The 15,666-nt window shown below is 65.2% G+C and carries 14 protein-coding genes and 1 pseudogene; 10 read left to right on the top strand and 5 right to left on the bottom strand.

Features of this window, described 5'->3' with window-relative positions:
• Nucleotides 1–55: 55 nt before the first annotated feature.
• From ACQCS0_RS16550 to ACQCS0_RS16540, 3 genes are read left to right on the top strand one after another with little or no spacing between them, the layout of a single operon-like run.
• Nucleotides 56–1,273, top strand: a complete 1,218-nt coding sequence (locus ACQCS0_RS16550; protein ID WP_426939870.1) for a thiamine pyrophosphate-dependent dehydrogenase E1 component subunit alpha — start codon at nt 56–58, stop codon at nt 1,271–1,273.
• Nucleotides 1,270–2,382: an alpha-ketoacid dehydrogenase subunit beta gene (locus ACQCS0_RS16545; RefSeq protein ID WP_426939869.1), complete on the top strand. Its 1,113-nt coding sequence runs from the start codon at nt 1,270–1,272 to the stop codon at nt 2,380–2,382. The genes ACQCS0_RS16550 and ACQCS0_RS16545 overlap by 4 nt, the downstream gene beginning before the upstream one ends.
• Before the next feature lie 2 nt (nt 2,383–2,384).
• On the top strand, nt 2,385–3,839 hold the full coding sequence (locus tag ACQCS0_RS16540) for a dihydrolipoamide acetyltransferase family protein (protein WP_426939868.1): 1,455 nt from the start codon (nt 2,385–2,387) through the stop codon (nt 3,837–3,839).
• Nucleotides 3,840–3,962: 123 nt separating this feature from the next.
• Here the strand turns inward: ACQCS0_RS16540 and ACQCS0_RS16535 are convergent, their stop codons facing one another.
• The 3 genes from ACQCS0_RS16535 to ACQCS0_RS16525 all read right to left on the bottom strand — a co-directional run bounded on the left by ACQCS0_RS16535 (nt 3,963) and on the right by ACQCS0_RS16525 (nt 6,133).
• Nucleotides 3,963–5,279, bottom strand: coding sequence for a hypothetical protein (locus ACQCS0_RS16535; RefSeq protein ID WP_354156344.1), 1,317 nt, complete (start codon nt 5,277–5,279; stop codon nt 3,963–3,965).
• 261 nt (nt 5,280–5,540) lie between these two features.
• The gene (locus tag ACQCS0_RS16530) at nt 5,541–5,843 is read right to left on the bottom strand and encodes a hypothetical protein (RefSeq protein ID WP_426939867.1); all 303 of its coding nucleotides are present in this window, start codon (nt 5,841–5,843) and stop codon (nt 5,541–5,543) included.
• Nucleotides 5,840–6,133 carry a hypothetical protein gene (locus ACQCS0_RS16525; RefSeq protein WP_426939866.1) on the bottom strand — a complete coding sequence of 98 codons (294 nt, stop codon included), beginning with the start codon at nt 6,131–6,133 and terminating at the stop codon, nt 5,840–5,842. Before ACQCS0_RS16525 ends, ACQCS0_RS16530 begins: the two co-directional genes overlap by 4 nt.
• A 182-nt stretch (nt 6,134–6,315) precedes the next feature.
• Here ACQCS0_RS16525 and ACQCS0_RS16520 point away from each other — a divergent pair.
• From ACQCS0_RS16520 to ACQCS0_RS16510, 3 genes and pseudogenes are all read left to right on the top strand, one after another.
• Nucleotides 6,316–6,719 (top strand): annotated as a pseudogene (locus ACQCS0_RS16520) (2-oxo acid dehydrogenase subunit E2); the annotation flags it as partial.
• 420 nt (nt 6,720–7,139) lie between these two features.
• A complete protein-coding gene (locus ACQCS0_RS16515; RefSeq protein WP_354156346.1) occupies nt 7,140–7,424 on the top strand; it encodes a helix-turn-helix transcriptional regulator in 285 nt (94 codons plus the stop codon).
• Nucleotides 7,421–8,773: a type II toxin-antitoxin system HipA family toxin gene (locus tag ACQCS0_RS16510; protein WP_426938783.1), complete on the top strand. Its 1,353-nt coding sequence runs from the start codon at nt 7,421–7,423 to the stop codon at nt 8,771–8,773. The genes ACQCS0_RS16515 and ACQCS0_RS16510 overlap by 4 nt, the downstream gene beginning before the upstream one ends.
• A gap of 153 nt (nt 8,774–8,926) precedes the next feature.
• Here ACQCS0_RS16510 and ACQCS0_RS16505 read toward each other — a convergent pair whose 3' ends face one another.
• Nucleotides 8,927–9,190 (bottom strand): hypothetical protein, encoded by a 264-nt coding sequence (locus ACQCS0_RS16505; RefSeq protein WP_426938782.1) that lies wholly within the window; start codon nt 9,188–9,190, stop codon nt 8,927–8,929.
• A 33-nt stretch (nt 9,191–9,223) separates the two neighbouring features.
• A complete protein-coding gene (locus ACQCS0_RS16500) occupies nt 9,224–9,364 on the bottom strand; it encodes a hypothetical protein (protein ID WP_354156349.1) in 141 nt (46 codons plus the stop codon).
• A 166-nt stretch (nt 9,365–9,530) separates the two neighbouring features.
• Between ACQCS0_RS16500 and ACQCS0_RS16495 the strand changes: the two genes are divergently transcribed.
• From ACQCS0_RS16495 to ACQCS0_RS16480, 4 genes are all read left to right on the top strand, one after another.
• A complete protein-coding gene (locus ACQCS0_RS16495) occupies nt 9,531–10,346 on the top strand; it encodes an MBL fold metallo-hydrolase (protein ID WP_426938781.1) in 816 nt (271 codons plus the stop codon).
• 365 nt (nt 10,347–10,711) lie between these two features.
• Nucleotides 10,712–11,890 (top strand): hypothetical protein, encoded by a 1,179-nt coding sequence (locus ACQCS0_RS16490; RefSeq protein WP_426939865.1) that lies wholly within the window; start codon nt 10,712–10,714, stop codon nt 11,888–11,890.
• Nucleotides 11,887–13,722 carry a hypothetical protein gene (locus ACQCS0_RS16485; RefSeq protein ID WP_426939864.1) on the top strand — a complete coding sequence of 612 codons (1,836 nt, stop codon included), beginning with the start codon at nt 11,887–11,889 and terminating at the stop codon, nt 13,720–13,722. The genes ACQCS0_RS16490 and ACQCS0_RS16485 overlap by 4 nt, the downstream gene beginning before the upstream one ends.
• 650 nt (nt 13,723–14,372) lie before the next feature.
• A complete protein-coding gene (locus ACQCS0_RS16480) occupies nt 14,373–15,653 on the top strand; it encodes a MinD/ParA family ATP-binding protein (protein ID WP_426939863.1) in 1,281 nt (426 codons plus the stop codon).
• Nucleotides 15,654–15,666 lie beyond the last annotated feature (13 nt).

Raw genomic sequence — 15,666 nt, 5'->3', positions numbered from 1 at the left:
AAACTTCTCTGAGGGACATACTGGAACCGACTAGTGGCTACAGAAGGACGGACCAATGACGATCTCCGCGGACCACCCTGCCCAGGACCAGGCCCAGCGTTTGCCGGCTGAAGATGCAGTATCCGAAGCGGTGCGCAAGTTCGGCATCACGGTGGAGGACTACATGCTGCCCGCCCGCCACCAGATCCAGATGGTGGACCCGGACGGGCGGCTCAAAGCAGAAGGCGAGCAGGGCACCGAACCCGGCCACGAGTACCCGTTGCCCTCCGACGACGAATTGTTGGCTGCCTACGAGCAGCTCGTCGTCGGCCGCCGCGTCAACGACCAGAACTCCGCGCTGGTTCGCCAGGGACGCATGGCCGTGTATCCGTCCAGCCACGGTCAGGAAGCCTGCCAGGTGGCAGCCGCACTCTGCCTCTCCGACGGCGACTGGCTGTTCCCCACCTACCGGGACGCTGTGGCGGTCATGGCCCGGGGGGTTGATCCCGTGGAGACCATGACTATTTTCCGGGGTGACTGGCACAGCGGCTACGATCCGGCCCGGCACAAGGTGGGCATCCAGTGCACGCCGCTCACCACCCAGCTGCTGCACGGCGTGGGCGTTGCGCACGCGGCCAAGCTCCGCGGCGAGGACACCGTGGTCCTGGCAATGTGCGGGGACGGCGCCACCAGCGAAGGTGACTTCCACGAGGCCCTGAACTTCGCCGCCGTCTTCCACCTGCCCGTGGTCTTCTTCGTCCAGAACAACAAGTACGCCATCTCTGTTCCGCTGGCGCACCAGTCCGTGGCGCCATCGCTCGCCCACAAGGCAGTGGGTTACGGCATGGCCGGCGAACGGGTGGACGGCAACGACGTTGTGGCCCTCCTCGCAGTCCTTGACCGGGCAGTGAAGCTCGCCCGCGAAGGTTCCGGGCCGCTCCTGGTGGAGGCACACACGTACCGGATGCAGGCGCACACCAACGCCGATGATGCCACCCGCTACCGGCAGGACAGCGAGGTGGCCGAATGGCTGGCCAAGGATCCCATCAGCCGGATGAAGACCTACCTCACCGGGCGTGGACTGCTGGACGACGACGGCGCCGCGCGGATCTCGGAAAAAGCGGAAGCAGTTGCCACCCAGTTGCGGGACGGCCTGGGCGAGGACGTTCCGGTGGACCCGCAGGAACTCTTCCGGCACGTGTTCTCGGTGCCCACACCACAGCTGAAGGAGCAGTCAGCCATGCTGGCCGACGAACTTGCCCGCGATGCGTCAAGCCAGGAGGCGGCGAAATGAGTCCGACCATCACCACCTCGTCCGAGGCGAACGGCAACGTCAGCGCAGCAACTGCCCGGGCGGCTGCTTCCGCCGCTTCTGTGGCTGAAGCTTCCGGGCCGCAGGCCGTCACCATGGCTAAGGCCCTCAACACGGCCTTGGCGGATGCCATGCACGCCGATCCGTCCGTCCTGGTCTTCGGCGAGGACGTGGGCCTGCTGGGCGGGGTTTTCCGCATCACGGACGGCCTCACCAGGACGTTCGGGGAGCAGCGCTGCTTCGATACGCCGCTGGCCGAGTCCGGCATTGTGGGCATGGCCGTGGGGATGGCCATGAACGGGATGCGGCCGGTGGTGGAGATGCAGTTCGACGCGTTTGCCTACCCGGCGTTCCAGCAGATCGTCAGCCACGTGGCCAAGATGCACAACCGCACCAAGGGAACCGTGAAACTTCCCATGGTGATCCGGGTTCCCTATGCCGGCGGCATCGGGGGAGTGGAGCACCACTGCGACTCCTCCGAGTCCTACTACGCCCACACGGCCGGCCTGAAAGTCTTCACACCCGCCACAGTGGCCGACTCGTACCGGATGCTGCGGGAGGCCATCGATTCGGACGATCCCGTCATGTTTATGGAGCCCAAGAAGCTCTACTGGTCCAAGGACCTGGTGGACCTTTCGGGACTGCGGGAGGAACACGTTTCCAACACGAAAGCCGGGGTGTCCTCGGAAGGCCGTGCCGCCGTCGCCCGTTCCGGGACGGACGCAACGCTCATCGCCTACGGACCGTCGGTGCCCACGGCGCTGGCGGCTGCCGCAGCTGCTGCGGAGGAGGGGCGCTCGCTGGAAGTGATCGACGTCCGCTCCATTGTTCCCTTTGACGATGAGACCGTGTGCGCGTCCGTCCGCAAGACCGGCCGGGCCGTGGTGATCGCAGAAGCGCACGGCTTCGCGTCCGTATCCTCCGAGATCGTGGCGCGCGTCCAGGAACGCTGCTTCCACTACCTCGCCGCCCCCATCCGCCGCGTGACGGGATTTGACGTCCCGTACCCAGCGCCGAAGCTCGAGCACTACTACCTGCCCGGCGTGGACCGCATCCTCGACGCCGTAGACGACCTCCAGTGGGAGAACTGACCATGAGTGAAACGAAAGTATTCCTGCTGCCCGACCTCGGCGAAGGCCTGACCGAAGCCGAACTGGTCAACTGGCTCGTTTCCGTGGGCGATGTGATCCGGGTGGATCAGCCCATCGCCGAAGTGGAGACAGCCAAGTCCATGGTGGAAGTCCCGTCTCCGTACGCCGGCACTGTCACGGTGCTGCACGGCGAGCCCGGCCAGACGCTGGATGTCGGCAAACCGCTCATCTCGGTGCTTCCGGTGGGGGGTGGTTCCGCCGCAGATGATGCCGCCCCCGCCCCTTCGCCGGACGGCATTGCTGCAAGCAGCATGCCGTCCGGCTCAGACAGGCCCGATGCCACTCCCCGGGCGGCATCATCCGCGTCGACCGCCGCTGAGACGTACCGCGAGGAGGAAAAGGCCGGGTCCGGAAACGTACTGATCGGCTACGGGACGCCCGGCGGCGGTGGCACTGCCCGGCGGACCAGGGCTCCCCGGACCACGGTTGAGCCTGACGCCCAGAAGGCGGCCGATGACCTGCTGCTGCTCCGCACGAGGGTCCCTGGGAAACTCGGAGCCGTCATTTCACCGCTCGTCCGGCGTATGGCCCGTGAACACGGCGTGGACCTGGGCAACATTCACGGGTCGGGGGACAGCGGGCTGATTATGCGCAAGGACGTTGAAGCCGTGATCAGCAGCCCGGTGGTTGAGGCGAGCCCGGTGGTTGAGCCTGTCGAAACCCAGGGGGCTGTCGACAGTCGCACAGGGCTGGGCATCTCTTCCCGGACGCCCGTCAAAGGTGTCCGGAAAGCCGTGGCCGCCAACATGTCGCGCAGCCGCTCGGAGATCCCCGAAGCCACTGTCTGGGTGGACGTGGATGCCACCGCGCTGGTGGAACTCCGGGCAGGCCTTAAGAAGTCCGATCCGCACAATACGCCGGGACTCCTGGCGTTCATCGCGCGTTTTGTCACTGCTGGGTTAAAACGATTCCCGGACCTGAACACCCGCTTCGAAACTGCTGCCGACGGCTCCCAGGAGATCGTTGGCTTCGCCGGCATCAACCTGGGCTTCGCGGCCCAGACGGACCGCGGACTGATGGTCCCCTCGATTCGCAACGCGGACAAACTCAGTGCCCGCGAACTGGACGCGGAGATCCGCCGGCTCACCGCCGTCGTACGCGAAGGCAAAGCGATGCCGGAGCAACTGGGCAGCGGCACCTTCACCCTGAACAACTACGGCGTCTTCGGCGTGGACGGCTCGGCTGCCATCATCAACCACCCCGAGGTGGCCATCCTGGGCGTGGGGCGCATCATGGACAAGCCATGGGTGGTGAACGGGGAACTCGCGGTCCGCAAGGTCACCGAGCTGACGCTCACGTTCGACCACCGTGTCTGCGACGGCGGCACGGCAGCCGGATTCCTCCGGTTCGTGGCTGATGCGATCGAGAACCCGGGGTCGGTGCTCGCGGACCTCTGACCCCCCCCACACCCACCCCACTAGGTAACAGCAGATGTCGTTATGAGCCTCCAAAACGAAATCTGCTGTTACCCAGTTGGGGGCACCACTGCTGGCGCTGCCGTGAAAGGGACCCCTGCGGCTTCAGAGCGGCCGGTCGGAGTACCAGTAGCGCTTGGTGACGCTGTTCGTAGCCATCACCACGATCCCGGTCGAGCGGTTCACGGCCTGCTTTGTAGTGGTGACGTCATTAACGTGGTCCGAGGCGCCGTCTTGGATCACCGGCGTTCCGCGGCCCGTGCCGAACACCGGGCTGTCCATTGAGGCCGTCTTCTCGTAGATGCTGCCCGTCGCGCCGATGTAGGCGCAGCCACTCGCGGACGGGGCGGTGAGGAATACATGAACCTTGTTATTCTGCGTGTCCAGAAGAAGCTGGGGTCGCGTGACGCAGTCGCCGACCGTAGCAATGGTGGATTTGGTGAACGAGCCGGTACCGGGTTTGAAAACGAGCAGCTGTAACTGCGGCAGCGACTTATCCGAGGACGTGGTGTCCAGGCTGGTCTTGGCTGCTGCGTAAACCCTTCCGGACGGGTCCGCGAGAAGCGCCTTGAGGTTCAGGTGGTCATCAGCCTGCCCTTTGCCCTGAATGGCCGGCTGCATATTCCAGGACGAAGTAGCCGTTGGCGAGGTGCCGTCGGTTCGGGTTGCCCACCACATGCTTCCGGTGCGTTGGTCGCTCCACATCACGCCGATCTTGTTCTTTGCGTAGGAAACCACAGCAGAAATATCGTCGGGCGCAGGGCGCGGGTTGGACACGGGAAGGACAAAGGGTGCTGGCCAGCTCGTGCCGCCGGGTGCGGACGCATTGACGTACACGGTATTCGTGAATCCGGAGGTGGAGTTTCCGGCGACCTGGGTCCAGGTGGCCCAGATGGCACCGGTGGAGTCCCTGTCGATGGTCATCGATTCGCTGCTGTTGTTGGTGATAGTGGTCGGGAATCCGGCATCGCGGGTGTATTTGCCGGCCGTGTAGCTGTAGCGGTACAACTTGGCAGGCTGGCCGGAAATCGAGGCTTTGGTGGTTCCATCGCTGCTTATCGTCACCACGTGGGAAGCGATGTAAAGGTGGGAGCCGTCCCAGAGGGTATCGGCGAGTGTGCTAGACCGGCTGTCGTTCAGCACGCCGGTGTCGACCCACTTGTGTGTGCTGCGGTCCAAGCGAAAGATGTGCCATCCACTTCCTGTGGTCCACATGTCCGCCCACCAGGAACCGTCGTTGAACCAAAGCTTGCTCTGGGGCTTATCCGAGGTTGGCGGGTTGGCCACCCCTGAATAGGCGATGCTCTGGTAGCCGTATGTGGTGGCCGCCTGCGCGGCCGGGGCCGAGGCAACCATCAGTCCGGTAACGGCAAGGCAGAAGGCGAGGATCTGGCCCAGGAATCGCTTGGTATCTGATTTCATGACGGCTCTCCATGGCGCTGATTGAAGTAACCGGCGGCTGAGACCATGCTGCCAGGGTGTGGGTAGGACGAGCCTAGGCTTCACCAACAAACGTGGCAAGGGATTTTGCCCCAGGAGGGGGACAGGCTTAGGGGTTAGGGGCTGGCGCCTTCAGGTTGGGGGCCTGTTTAGGACCTGGTGGACCTGGAGGATCTCCGGGCGCAGCACTCACTTAGCGCAGAGGCGTCTCTCGATATGAGTGACGATTCAAGAAGCATCGACTCAGGGATGGGGAGTAATGGTCACAATGGTGATCACGCGGGTTCCCGGGCCGTAATGCCAGAAAATACGCGATGCAGAAGGAGTGTTGTTCTCCACGTATGAGTCCCAAACTTCTTCGCCGTTAGTACCGGACATGGATGAATACTTGTGTGAATTCAGTCCTGGATGGGACGGATTGGTTTGGAGCCGGCCAAGTGCCCTGCGGACCTTCTTCAGCTTCTTTTTCGCGTGGCCATCACCAGCCAATGCTTCCATCTGCTCTGCCGCTACGCGTGTAAAGCGCAGATCGAATGGTTCGGTCACTCGTCGTCCTGATCGTCTGCGTACTGGCTGAAGTCACCCAGGCTCGTGGTCTCGTTGGCAGCGGACTGGAGGAGGCCGAGGCTGACGGCCTCGCGGATTTGAGCGTTCTCCCAGATCAGCAGTTCCCGTTTCGGGATGGAGACGAGCGGGGTTAAGAGGATTTCGCCGTCGTCGTTTACCGCAACGGCGTAGCGATCGTCCCTGCGCACCCCGGCCTTGCCGACGGCGATCCTTGAGCGTTCGTCGGCGCTGACTTCCCCGACCGGCACAAATTTGGCAGTGCTGTCCACGGTTTCCTCCCACATGGTTCCTGCATGAATTCTTTGATGATCATACGCCCTGCTCGGGGATTTGCCCATATTCCCATTTGCTACCTGGCCTCGTTGTCCCTTGGAGCCAGGACGAAGTTCGGTTCCGACGCCTGGACAATGTGAAAAGCGTTTAAAAATCCGGTGGAGATCTTGGGCTTCGCGGCAGCAACCTGGGTTTCGCGGCCCAGGCGGACCGCGGACTGATGGTCCCCTCGATCCGCAACGCGGACAAACTCAGTGCCCGCGAACTGGACGCGGAGATCCGCCGGCTCACCGCCGTCGTACGCGAGGGCAAGGCGACGCCGGAGCAGCTGGGCAGCGGCACGTTCACCCTGAATAACTACGGTGTTTTTGGGGTTGACGGATCTGCGGTCATCATCAACCACCCCGAGGTGGCCATCCTCGGAGTTGGCCGGATCATCGACAAGCCGTGGGTGGTGGACGGGGAACTTGCGGTCCGCAGGTCACCGAACTGACGCTCACCTTCGATCCCCGCGTGTGCGACGGCGGAACGGCTGCCGGGTTCCTCCGGTTTGTTGCTGATGGCATGGAGAACCCGGGAGCTGCCCACCAGCACTCCTACCCGCATCGTTGCGGGGCTCACCCGCGCCCTGAGGTAAACACAGCCCAATCATGTCAAACAGATTTAGCCGCACGGCGGCGCGCCGCGACTGCTCGCCGGGCTTCCCGAAGATCAGCGAGAGTTTCGTCCATATCTCGTCTTCTGAGTTAATGGCCACTGATGTATCGTCGGCGTTTAGTAACTTCACGAGCGTTGGCCGGCTGATTCCGAGAAGGTCCGCTGCCTCCTGTGTTGTCAGTGTGCGGCTCTGCGGCGAGACGGTTACCGCCAAGCCTTGGCTCATTGCGTTCACGCCGTGAAGGCCAGCGCTCGAGTGCCGCCGTGTCGGTAAACAAACTCAAACGTTCCTTTAGCGCAGCTAACACAACATGGGAGTACCATTGGGGTGGAAGGGAGCGTTTCTTGGTTAACGACACCGCAGAGCTGCTGGGCGAGCACCTGAAGCAATGGAGAATCCTGCTTGGCCTCAGCCAGGAGCTGGCCGCGGACCGGGCCAATCTCTCCATGCCCACGCTGCGCCGCATTGAACGGGGCGACACTGGCGTCAGGCTGGGAAGTGTCCTGGCCCTGATGGAAGTGCTCAATCTGACCGAGCGGCTCACCGAGGTGTCCGATCCACTGAGTACCGATCTGGGGCGCATGCGCGCGCACCTCCTTGACCGCCAGCGCGCCAGGAGGACCCAATGAGCCACGAAGTGTGGGTGGACGAAGTCCATGTAGGTGACTTCTCAGTGGACGTACGCCCTGGTTTCCAGAAGCCCTCGATGACCTTCACCTACCTCGACGGGTGGCTTGCGAACGCCGATGCCTTCGCCATCTCTCCGGACCTGCCCCTGCAGCGTGGGCCGCACACGCCTGCCGCGCACAGAACCACCTTCCTCGCCTTTGACGACGCCGCCCCTGACAGCTGGGGCCGCGATCTCATCGACGCACGGCTGCGGAAGAAAGCCCGCGACGACGGCGTTAGGTTCGCTTCGCCGTCGGAGATTGAGCTCCTGCTCGCCGTTGACGACGCGACGCGCCAAGGCGCCCTGCGCTTCCGCAAGGACGGGACCTTCCTCGCTCAGCAGCACTGGCGGGCCGGGATCCACGAGATCCCCATGCTTGTCGATGCAGCCCAGCGGTTTGCCGAGAACGGCGAAATCGACGACGACGTCAGCGAACTCATCGGCGTCGGCTCCTCGCCCGGAGGCGCCCGGCCAAAAGTCTGGGTGCGCGACGAAGACGGCGAGATGCACCTGGCCAAGTTCCCCCGCACATCCGATGTCACTGATGTCTCTGCCTGGGAGCTGACCGCGATCAGACTGCAACGCCGTGCCGGTATCCAGGTCCAGGAGTCCTCGGCGGTCCCCCTCACCGAGGGCCGCTCTGTGTTTCTCACCCGGAGGTTCGACCGGAAGGCCGGACACCGCATTCCCTACATGAGCTTTCGCAGTGCCTTCGCGCTGGCCCAGCACGAGCACCCCGACTACGCCACGCTCGCCAAGAGGGTCGCTTCGATCTCTGCGAGCCCTTCCGCCGATGCTGCCGAGCTCTTTTCACGGGCAGTGTTCACGGTGATGGTCAACAACATAGACGATCATATGCGCAACCATGGCCTGCTCCATATCGGAAATGGCTGGCGCCTGGCACCATCGTTCGACGTGAACCCATCAAGGGCCGGCCGCTCCGACGTACGCCTCACACCAGAGGATGATGCCGGGGACCGGGACATCAGGCTGCTCATCAAACATGCCGACGACTTCAGGCTGACCCAGAATCAAGCAGTCCAGCGAATCCGGATTGTGGATGAGGCCGTCTCTCACTGGCGAGAGGACGCCCGTTCATCCGGCGTTCGCCCTGACGCGCTGGACTTCATGGCGCAGGCTTTCGAGGGGGCGCATCGGGATCGCGCCACCGGCGTGCGCGACAGCAGCCCGACCATCATCGACCTGGCGACGGGCGGCCAGACAGGGCTTCCCGGTGAAGTCTGGGTAAATCCCCACACCAGAAACGGGCGATTCATCGAGGGGCATTTCAGGCGCGGGGCGCAGTAGGGGAGGGTGGTTGGGGCGGCGCGGACAAACTCAGCGCCCGTGAACTGGACGCGGAGATCCGCCGTCTCACCGCCGTCGTACGTTCCTCAGGTTACCCCCGTGCCCGCGGAGGACACCGAGCTGATGGTCCGGAGCGGAACGGTCGTAGCGCGGTCATTGGGTGACGAGCTGTTGCGCTCGCTGGTGTGAGACGCCAAGTACCGCGCCGATGTCGCGGACGGTGACACCCTGCCGCTTCAGGACCATGGCCGCCTCGTGGCGTTCCTTGGCTGATGCCGCCTTCAGCTCGTCGGACCTGGCAGCAAGCTCACGGGCTTCGCGGAGATGGGCTGCGACTTCAGGCGTGTCGAAGGTGACCTCGACGTCGAAGTCGGATTCGGGGCGTCCCGTGATCATGGCCGCCAAACCGCGGACCATTTCGGGGATCTCGGCGAGTTGTGCACCTCCGCGTCAGATGGCTTCCTCTGCATGCTCAGCGCACTGCACCGTCGCGATCAGCCGGCCACCGCCGTCGGCCTTTACATAGTGGGTCACGTGGTTCGTGATCCTGCCGCATTCCTCGCAGAAGCACGTGTGTTGTTTTGTCTGCATAGCGAAATGTTACGCAGGTCGATGGATTTAAGGTGGGAAATCGGCCAGTAATGTGGATCTCCACATGCGGCCCCGACCGCGTCCCGCATCCCGGGAACTCCAAGGGCCCGAGGGTAGAATCGGGGCCAAGAAGAACGCAGTCGCTTTCCGGAGGTACGGAGAAACAATGTCAGAATGGCTCGACGTCGGCGCGGACAACTACGTGCTGGTCACCGAAGGATCACTGTTGAACACCGGCCTGATTGTGGGCTCGGAACGTGCCATGGTGATCGACACCGGCTGCGGGCCGCGGCAGGGGCACGAAATCCTGGACGCCGTGCGGGAGAAGACCGACCTGCCGCTCGTGGTCGTCAACACGCACGCCCACTACGACCACTTCTTCGGCAACGCCGTGTTCGCGTCCGACGGCGCCACAGAGTTCTGGGCACACGAAAACTGCGCCCGGGAGATCGACGACCACGGGGACCTGCAGCGCCGGTTCGTAGGAACACTGGAGCCGGAGATGTCCACCGGCGAGGGCGAGAACGTGGAACTGGTGGTGCCCAACGCCATCGTCAAGGACCAGCCCGTGCTGGTGGACCTGGGCGGGGTGACCGCAACCCTGTTCCACCTGGGCCGCGGCCATACCGACGGCGACCTCCTGGTAGGTTCCCCCACCACGCTCTTTGTGGGCGACCTCGTGGAGCAGGGCGCGCACCCGTCCTTCGAGGACTCCTACCCGGAGGAATGGGCCGGCTGCCTGCGCCACGTCTCCGCCCTTCGCCACCGCTACGAGTTCCTGGTCCCCGGCCACGGCCAGCCCTGCAGCGATCAGTTCGTCAAAACCATGGCCAACACCATGACCACGGCCGTCCGCCAGGCCCAGCAGTCCATCCGCGAAACCCCCACGGACGCCACCAAGGCCATCCCCATCCTGCCGTACGGGCCCGAGCAGTCGCGCTGGTTCATCAAGCGGCTGCAGGAGACCCGGCCGCTGCACTAATTCCCAGGTCACAGAATACGTCCGACGCGCAACTGCGGTCCGGACCGCGAATGAACGCAGGTCCATATGACATGGCGGTTGGCGCCCTGGCTGAGGTGGTGGGCAAGTCTCCTGCTGCGGTCTCCCAGCACTTGGCGAGGACTGAGGACCCCAAGGACCGAAGGTGAGTACTCCCTAAGTACCCCCAAGTACCAGAGGTGAGTACCTCCCAAGTACTACAGCGCTTTTCCCATGCTTCAAAGTAGGTACCTGTTACTCGTGACACCCGCTTGACCTGAATCCTAGGCTGGTGATCACAGGGCGGCTATGGTCAATTGTGCTGCAGATGCTGCCGTGAATATGGAGTTCAACTCCTGGGAGCAACATTGCTAGACAATGGATTTTTTCACACGGGCGGGCGTGGCACAGGCCGTACGACTTCTGGCCCTCATTTACGCACGGCGCGGGCGAAGCGGCTTCAGGCACTGCTGACAGCGACGCTTCTTGCGCTGGAGGGCGGCCTGGTGGTGGTGGCAGTGGTGCCCGTTGCGGCGTCGGCTGCTGGGGGTGACATGCGCGCTGCCACAAACTGCACGGTGAGCCTGCTCGCCGGCCTGGGTGGCCGCGGCAGCAACGTGATCGCGGCGAGCAGCAACGGGCTGGTGGTCGGCATCGCCGACACTGCCACGGGCGGATCCGCGCCGGTGCTCTGGCGGCAAGGTCGGCCGACCCCGCTGGCAATCCCACTCCAGACCGCGGTCCCCACCTCGGTGAACCAGGCCGGAGTCGTCGTCGGCACGGGGTATGACGACACCCTTCAAATGCTGGTGGGCTGGTGGTGGCAGGGCGGTCAGTACCACCTGCTCCCCGTTGGCCCCGGTGACATCGCGCTCCCGTCGATGGTGTCGGACAGCGGCGTCGTCGTCGGGGCGCTGGTCGCCGACGGGGAGCACTCCGACGGGCCGGGCGCCGACGACAACGAGCGCCCCGCTGTCTGGTCCACGGTGACCGCGGCACCCCGCGAGCTCATGCTGCCCTCCGGTGCGCAGGCCGGTCATGCGTTCTCGATCGGCTCTGACGGTACGATCGGCGGGGTGGCCCTCGCCGAGGGCGGAACGCCGGTCCTGTGGGCGCCGGACGGCACCCCGAAGGCCCTGCCGTCCCTCGCCGGGCGCGGCGGTGTGGTGCTCGCGATCGACTCCGACGGGCATGCGCTCGGCCAGAGTGCCGTCCCCGAGGGAACCCACGCGGTCGGCTGGGACGCCTCCGGCCTCATCACCGACCTGGGCGCAGCGGCCGCCGGCCCCACCTCGAACGCGCTGGCAGGCGTTGCTGGGATCGCTGTCGGATCGGGCAGCACGCCCAACTTCCGCGCGTCGCGACCGCAGGCGGTGATATGGGTGGGCAAGAGCGCGCAGATCCTGCCACCGGGTTCGGACAACCAGTTCGCCGGAGTGTCCGGGACGGCCACCGCAGTGTCACGGCAGGGCGCGACCACCGTTGTTTTAGGGTTCTCCGCGGCAGCCAACGGGCTGCGCCGCGCGACTGAATGGAGCTGTCGATGAGCGGCCACCGGCGCGTGCGCCGCCCACTGCGGCGGGCGCTGGCCGTCCTGCTCGGCGGCGCACTCGTTCTCGCCGGCGCCTACATTTTCGCCACATCGCGGGAGTCCCGGGCCACTGCCGCATCCTCGGTGAGCCTGGGTTTCGCCGGCGACACCGCCGCCACCACGGCGGCGGGGAAGGTGATCGACACAGCACGCAACGCGGGGACCGCTGCGATGTTCCACCTCGGCGACATGTCCTACTCCTCGACCACCCCGGAGTCGTCCTGGTGTTCGTTCGTTACGCAGCACGCCGGGACGATGCCCTACGAACTCCTGTCCGGGAACCACGAGGACGACGGACCTGACGGGCTGTGGTCGAGGTTCGCGGCGTGCCTGCCGGACAGGCTCGGCGTCGCAGGATCCTATGGCCAGCAGTACTACACGGACTACCCGGCCGGCAACCCGCTGGTCCGCGTGATAATGGTCTCCCCGAAGCTGACCTTCAGCGGCACGACCCTGAACTGGTCCTACCAGGCCGGCACACAGGGCTACCAGTTCGTGTCGTCGGCGATTGACGCGGGGCGGGCTGCCGGGATCCCGTTCGTCGTCGTCGGGATGCACATGTACTGCCTGTCGATGGTCAACTACCCCTGCGCCGCCAGCCCTGACCTGATGAACTTGCTGGTGGCGAAGAAGGTGGACCTTTACCTGCAGGCACACGACCACGCGTACGCGCGCAGCTACCCTCTCGCGCTCCGGGGCACCTGTACGGCAATCCCCGTCGGCACCTTCAACCCCGACTGTGTCGCCGACACGAACCCCACTGCCCAGTACACCGCCGGCACCGGGACGATCCTGGCCACCGTGGGTTCGGGCGGGAAGTCGCTCAACAGCGAGAGCAACACGACGACGGCGCCCTACTTCCAGACCTTCATGGGCAGCAACAACAACCCGACGTACGGCTTCCTGAACGTGTCGGTGACCGCCACGACCCTGACCGGTCAGTTCGTCGGCGCCTCGGGCGGGACCTACACCGACCGTTTCACGCTCACCCGGCCGGCGCCTTCGCCGACACCTACTCCGACACCGACGCCGACACCGACACCGACGCCGACGCCGACGCCGACACCGACGCCTACTCCTACGCCTACGCCTACGCCGACGCCGACTCCTACTCCGGCCTCTGTCCGGTCGACGGCAACCGGATCCGGCGAGCTGACCGCTTCGGGCTCCTACGCGGCCACCCTGCCAGCAGGTTGGCAGCCCGGCGACGTAGTCTTCCTGTTCTCGCAGGTGACCGTGTCTGGGGCAGCGAACGCCACGAACCCCACGGGATGGACGCGGGCAGTCGCCGACTTCACCAGCGCCGGATCCACCTCGGCGCACCAGGCGGTCTGGTATCGGGTCATGCAGTCCGGCGATACAGCGCCGAGCGTGCCTGAACCCGCCTCCCGATATGCCTGGGCGACGGTTGCCGTGCAGGGCGCAGACGCCACCACGCCGCTGGACGTTACGCCCACCACTGACACCAACAGTGGAGTGCTCTACCCGGTTGTCCGGGCGCCGTCGATCACGCCGGTGACGTCGGGGGCGTTGTTGTTGACCGCACACGGCGCGAGGAACGGCACCAACTCGGCGACCACGACATTCACACCGCCGTCGGGGATGGCTGAGGAAGGCGACGTCACGTCAAGCATTGCGTCCAAGTCGAACGCGGCCATCGAGGTCGACTCCCTCTCGCTGATCGATACGTCCGCCACCGGAACGAAAACCGCTACCGCGGCCTCAAGCTCGGGCACAGTCATCAACCAGACCGGCACGGCCATCGTCGTGCGCCCAGCCTCGCACTGACCGTTGCGGGCATGTTGGCCTGGTCCCTGACCCCGGCAGTGGTGGTGCTTGCGCTCAACCGGTGACGTGTAGCTGCGGACAACGGCACACATGACGTGACTTGTCATCAACGTGACCAACGGATAACGTGACCTCTGATCGCATGGGGGATCACTCTAACGTTCGGAGACCGTTGTGGCTCTCATTGACTATGTCCTGGCGCTGTGCGCGCTGTTGGGTACGCTGTTGATTCCTTTCTATGCGATGTACCACGTGCTGCGCCGGAAGCGACGCGCAGTGCGGGTGACCGCCACGAGGAGTAACCGCAGCTAGCCATGCCCTATATCGATATTAACCCGCATAAGGGCCGCCCCAAATGGCAGGCCTACGCCATCCTTGCCGTCCTTCTGGTCCTCACCGCCGCGGTGGTAATGGCCGCGCTCACCCGCGGCTGACCTCACCATCCCGCCCCAGCGCCTAGACTTACAGACTGAATCAGTCCGTAACGTGCCGCAGAACCTTGTGCCGAAAGTCCTGGGGGGACAGACATGCCCGATCCGGCGGATCAGAACGCACGCCCCATCGCAGATGCAGGGCTACCGCAACCGCCCCGACGACGCCGTGACCTCCGTCGCGCCGACGGCGCCCTTTCGGATGCCCAGACAGGAACCATGCCAGCCCTCACGCCAGATCTCTCCAACACCCCCGACGCCGGCACCCCCGTACCGCGCCGCAGTTCCTGGGCCGAGGCGGCGGCCGCCGCCGACCAAGCCAGTCCCGCGTCTTCTGCCCCCAACACCTCTGTTCCTGCGCCCACCCGCCGGCCCGCGCGGCCGCCCGTGACCGCGCAGCCACAGGTACCGCAGGCCGGGCAGCCTGCCGAGCCGGACTCAGGCACCTCCGCAGTGGCGTACGACCGCGACGAAGCCGCGCCGCCGTCGTCGTACGTTCCTGAGGAAGCACCGACGCCCGCCTTCCGCCGCGTCCGCCCCACCGCGGCGGACGTCATCGCCGAGAGCCCCATGCCTGACTTCATCAGCTCCCCGGGCCTGTTTGTGCGCGAACAGAAACCGCGGCCGGTGGGCGGCGTCCGCGGCGCCCTCTACGCGCTAACGGGCGGGGCCTGGAACCTGGGGCCCGGCGCCAAGCAGCGCGAGGAAGACGAACTGGGCCGCCGTATCTCCCGTCAGCTGCAGGGCAGTTTCAACACCGCGGTGCTCAGCCTCAAGGGCGGCATCGGCAAGACCTCCACCACGGTGGGCGTGGGCCTGACGCTGGCCGAATTCCGTGGCGACCCGCCCTGCGCCATCGACGCCAACCCGGACTCGGGCGACCTCGTGGAACGCGCACTGGGCGAAGGCATCTACCAGCAGGCCAGCCCGCGGACCATCACGGACCTGCTGGCGAACATCGAAGGTGTTGACTCCCTCACCGCGCTGGCCCGGTACATGCACCACGCCGGCCGGCTGCACCTGATCGCGGGGGAGCAGGACCCGGAGGTCTCGGACTCGCTCACGGCCGCCGAGTACCTGCGGATCCGCAAGCTGATCTCCAGCTACTACTCCGTGGCCCTGACCGACTGCGGCACGGGCGTGACCCACAATGCCATGAGCGGGATCCTGCAGTCGGCGGACAACATCATCATCGCAGCCGGGTATGCGGTGAGCGGGGCCAAGCGTGCCCGCAGTACCCTGCACTGGCTGGCGAGCCACGGCTACGAGGACCTGGCCCGGAACGCGATCGTGGTCATCACGGACAAGGAGGAGGTCTCCTCCCGCGTGGACAAGGACGCCATCGAGGAACACCTCGCCGGGATCTGCCGCCAGCTCATCGCCGTCCCGCACGACAGGGGAGTGGCCGACGGCGACCTGGTCACCCTGGACGTGCTGAAGCCGGAGACACGGCGGGCGTACAAGGAAATCGCGGCGTCGATCGTGGACGGGTACCGGTAGGTCCGTTCCCGCC

It is taken from the genome of Pseudarthrobacter sp. S6 (genome assembly GCF_050156575.1).
GTDB lineage: Bacteria > Actinomycetota > Actinomycetes > Actinomycetales > Micrococcaceae > Arthrobacter.
Note: the sequence above shows the minus strand (reverse complement) of the source record. Positions and strands in the feature narration are given on the sequence as shown.

What these genes read in the sequence shown, in the direction of transcription:
- ACQCS0_RS16495 (WP_426938781.1), top strand. Translation starts at nt 9,531, where the DNA reads ATGTCAGAATGGCTCGACGTCGGCGCGGACAACTACGTGCTGGTCACC.
- ACQCS0_RS16485 (WP_426939864.1), top strand. Translation starts at nt 11,887, where the DNA reads ATGAGCGGCCACCGGCGCGTGCGCCGCCCACTGCGGCGGGCGCTGGCC.
- ACQCS0_RS16510 (WP_426938783.1), top strand. Translation starts at nt 7,421, where the DNA reads ATGAGCCACGAAGTGTGGGTGGACGAAGTCCATGTAGGTGACTTCTCA.
- ACQCS0_RS16480 (WP_426939863.1), top strand. Translation starts at nt 14,373, where the DNA reads ATGCCAGCCCTCACGCCAGATCTCTCCAACACCCCCGACGCCGGCACC.
- ACQCS0_RS16535 (WP_354156344.1), bottom strand. Translation starts at nt 5,279, where the DNA reads ATGAAATCAGATACCAAGCGATTCCTGGGCCAGATCCTCGCCTTCTGC.
- ACQCS0_RS16550 (WP_426939870.1), top strand. Translation starts at nt 56, where the DNA reads ATGACGATCTCCGCGGACCACCCTGCCCAGGACCAGGCCCAGCGTTTG.
- ACQCS0_RS16500 (WP_354156349.1), bottom strand. Translation starts at nt 9,364, where the DNA reads ATGCAGACAAAACAACACACGTGCTTCTGCGAGGAATGCGGCAGGATC.
- ACQCS0_RS16540 (WP_426939868.1), top strand. Translation starts at nt 2,385, where the DNA reads ATGAGTGAAACGAAAGTATTCCTGCTGCCCGACCTCGGCGAAGGCCTG.
- ACQCS0_RS16505 (WP_426938782.1), bottom strand. Translation starts at nt 9,190, where the DNA reads ATGGTCCGCGGTTTGGCGGCCATGATCACGGGACGCCCCGAATCCGAC.
- ACQCS0_RS16545 (WP_426939869.1), top strand. Translation starts at nt 1,270, where the DNA reads ATGAGTCCGACCATCACCACCTCGTCCGAGGCGAACGGCAACGTCAGC.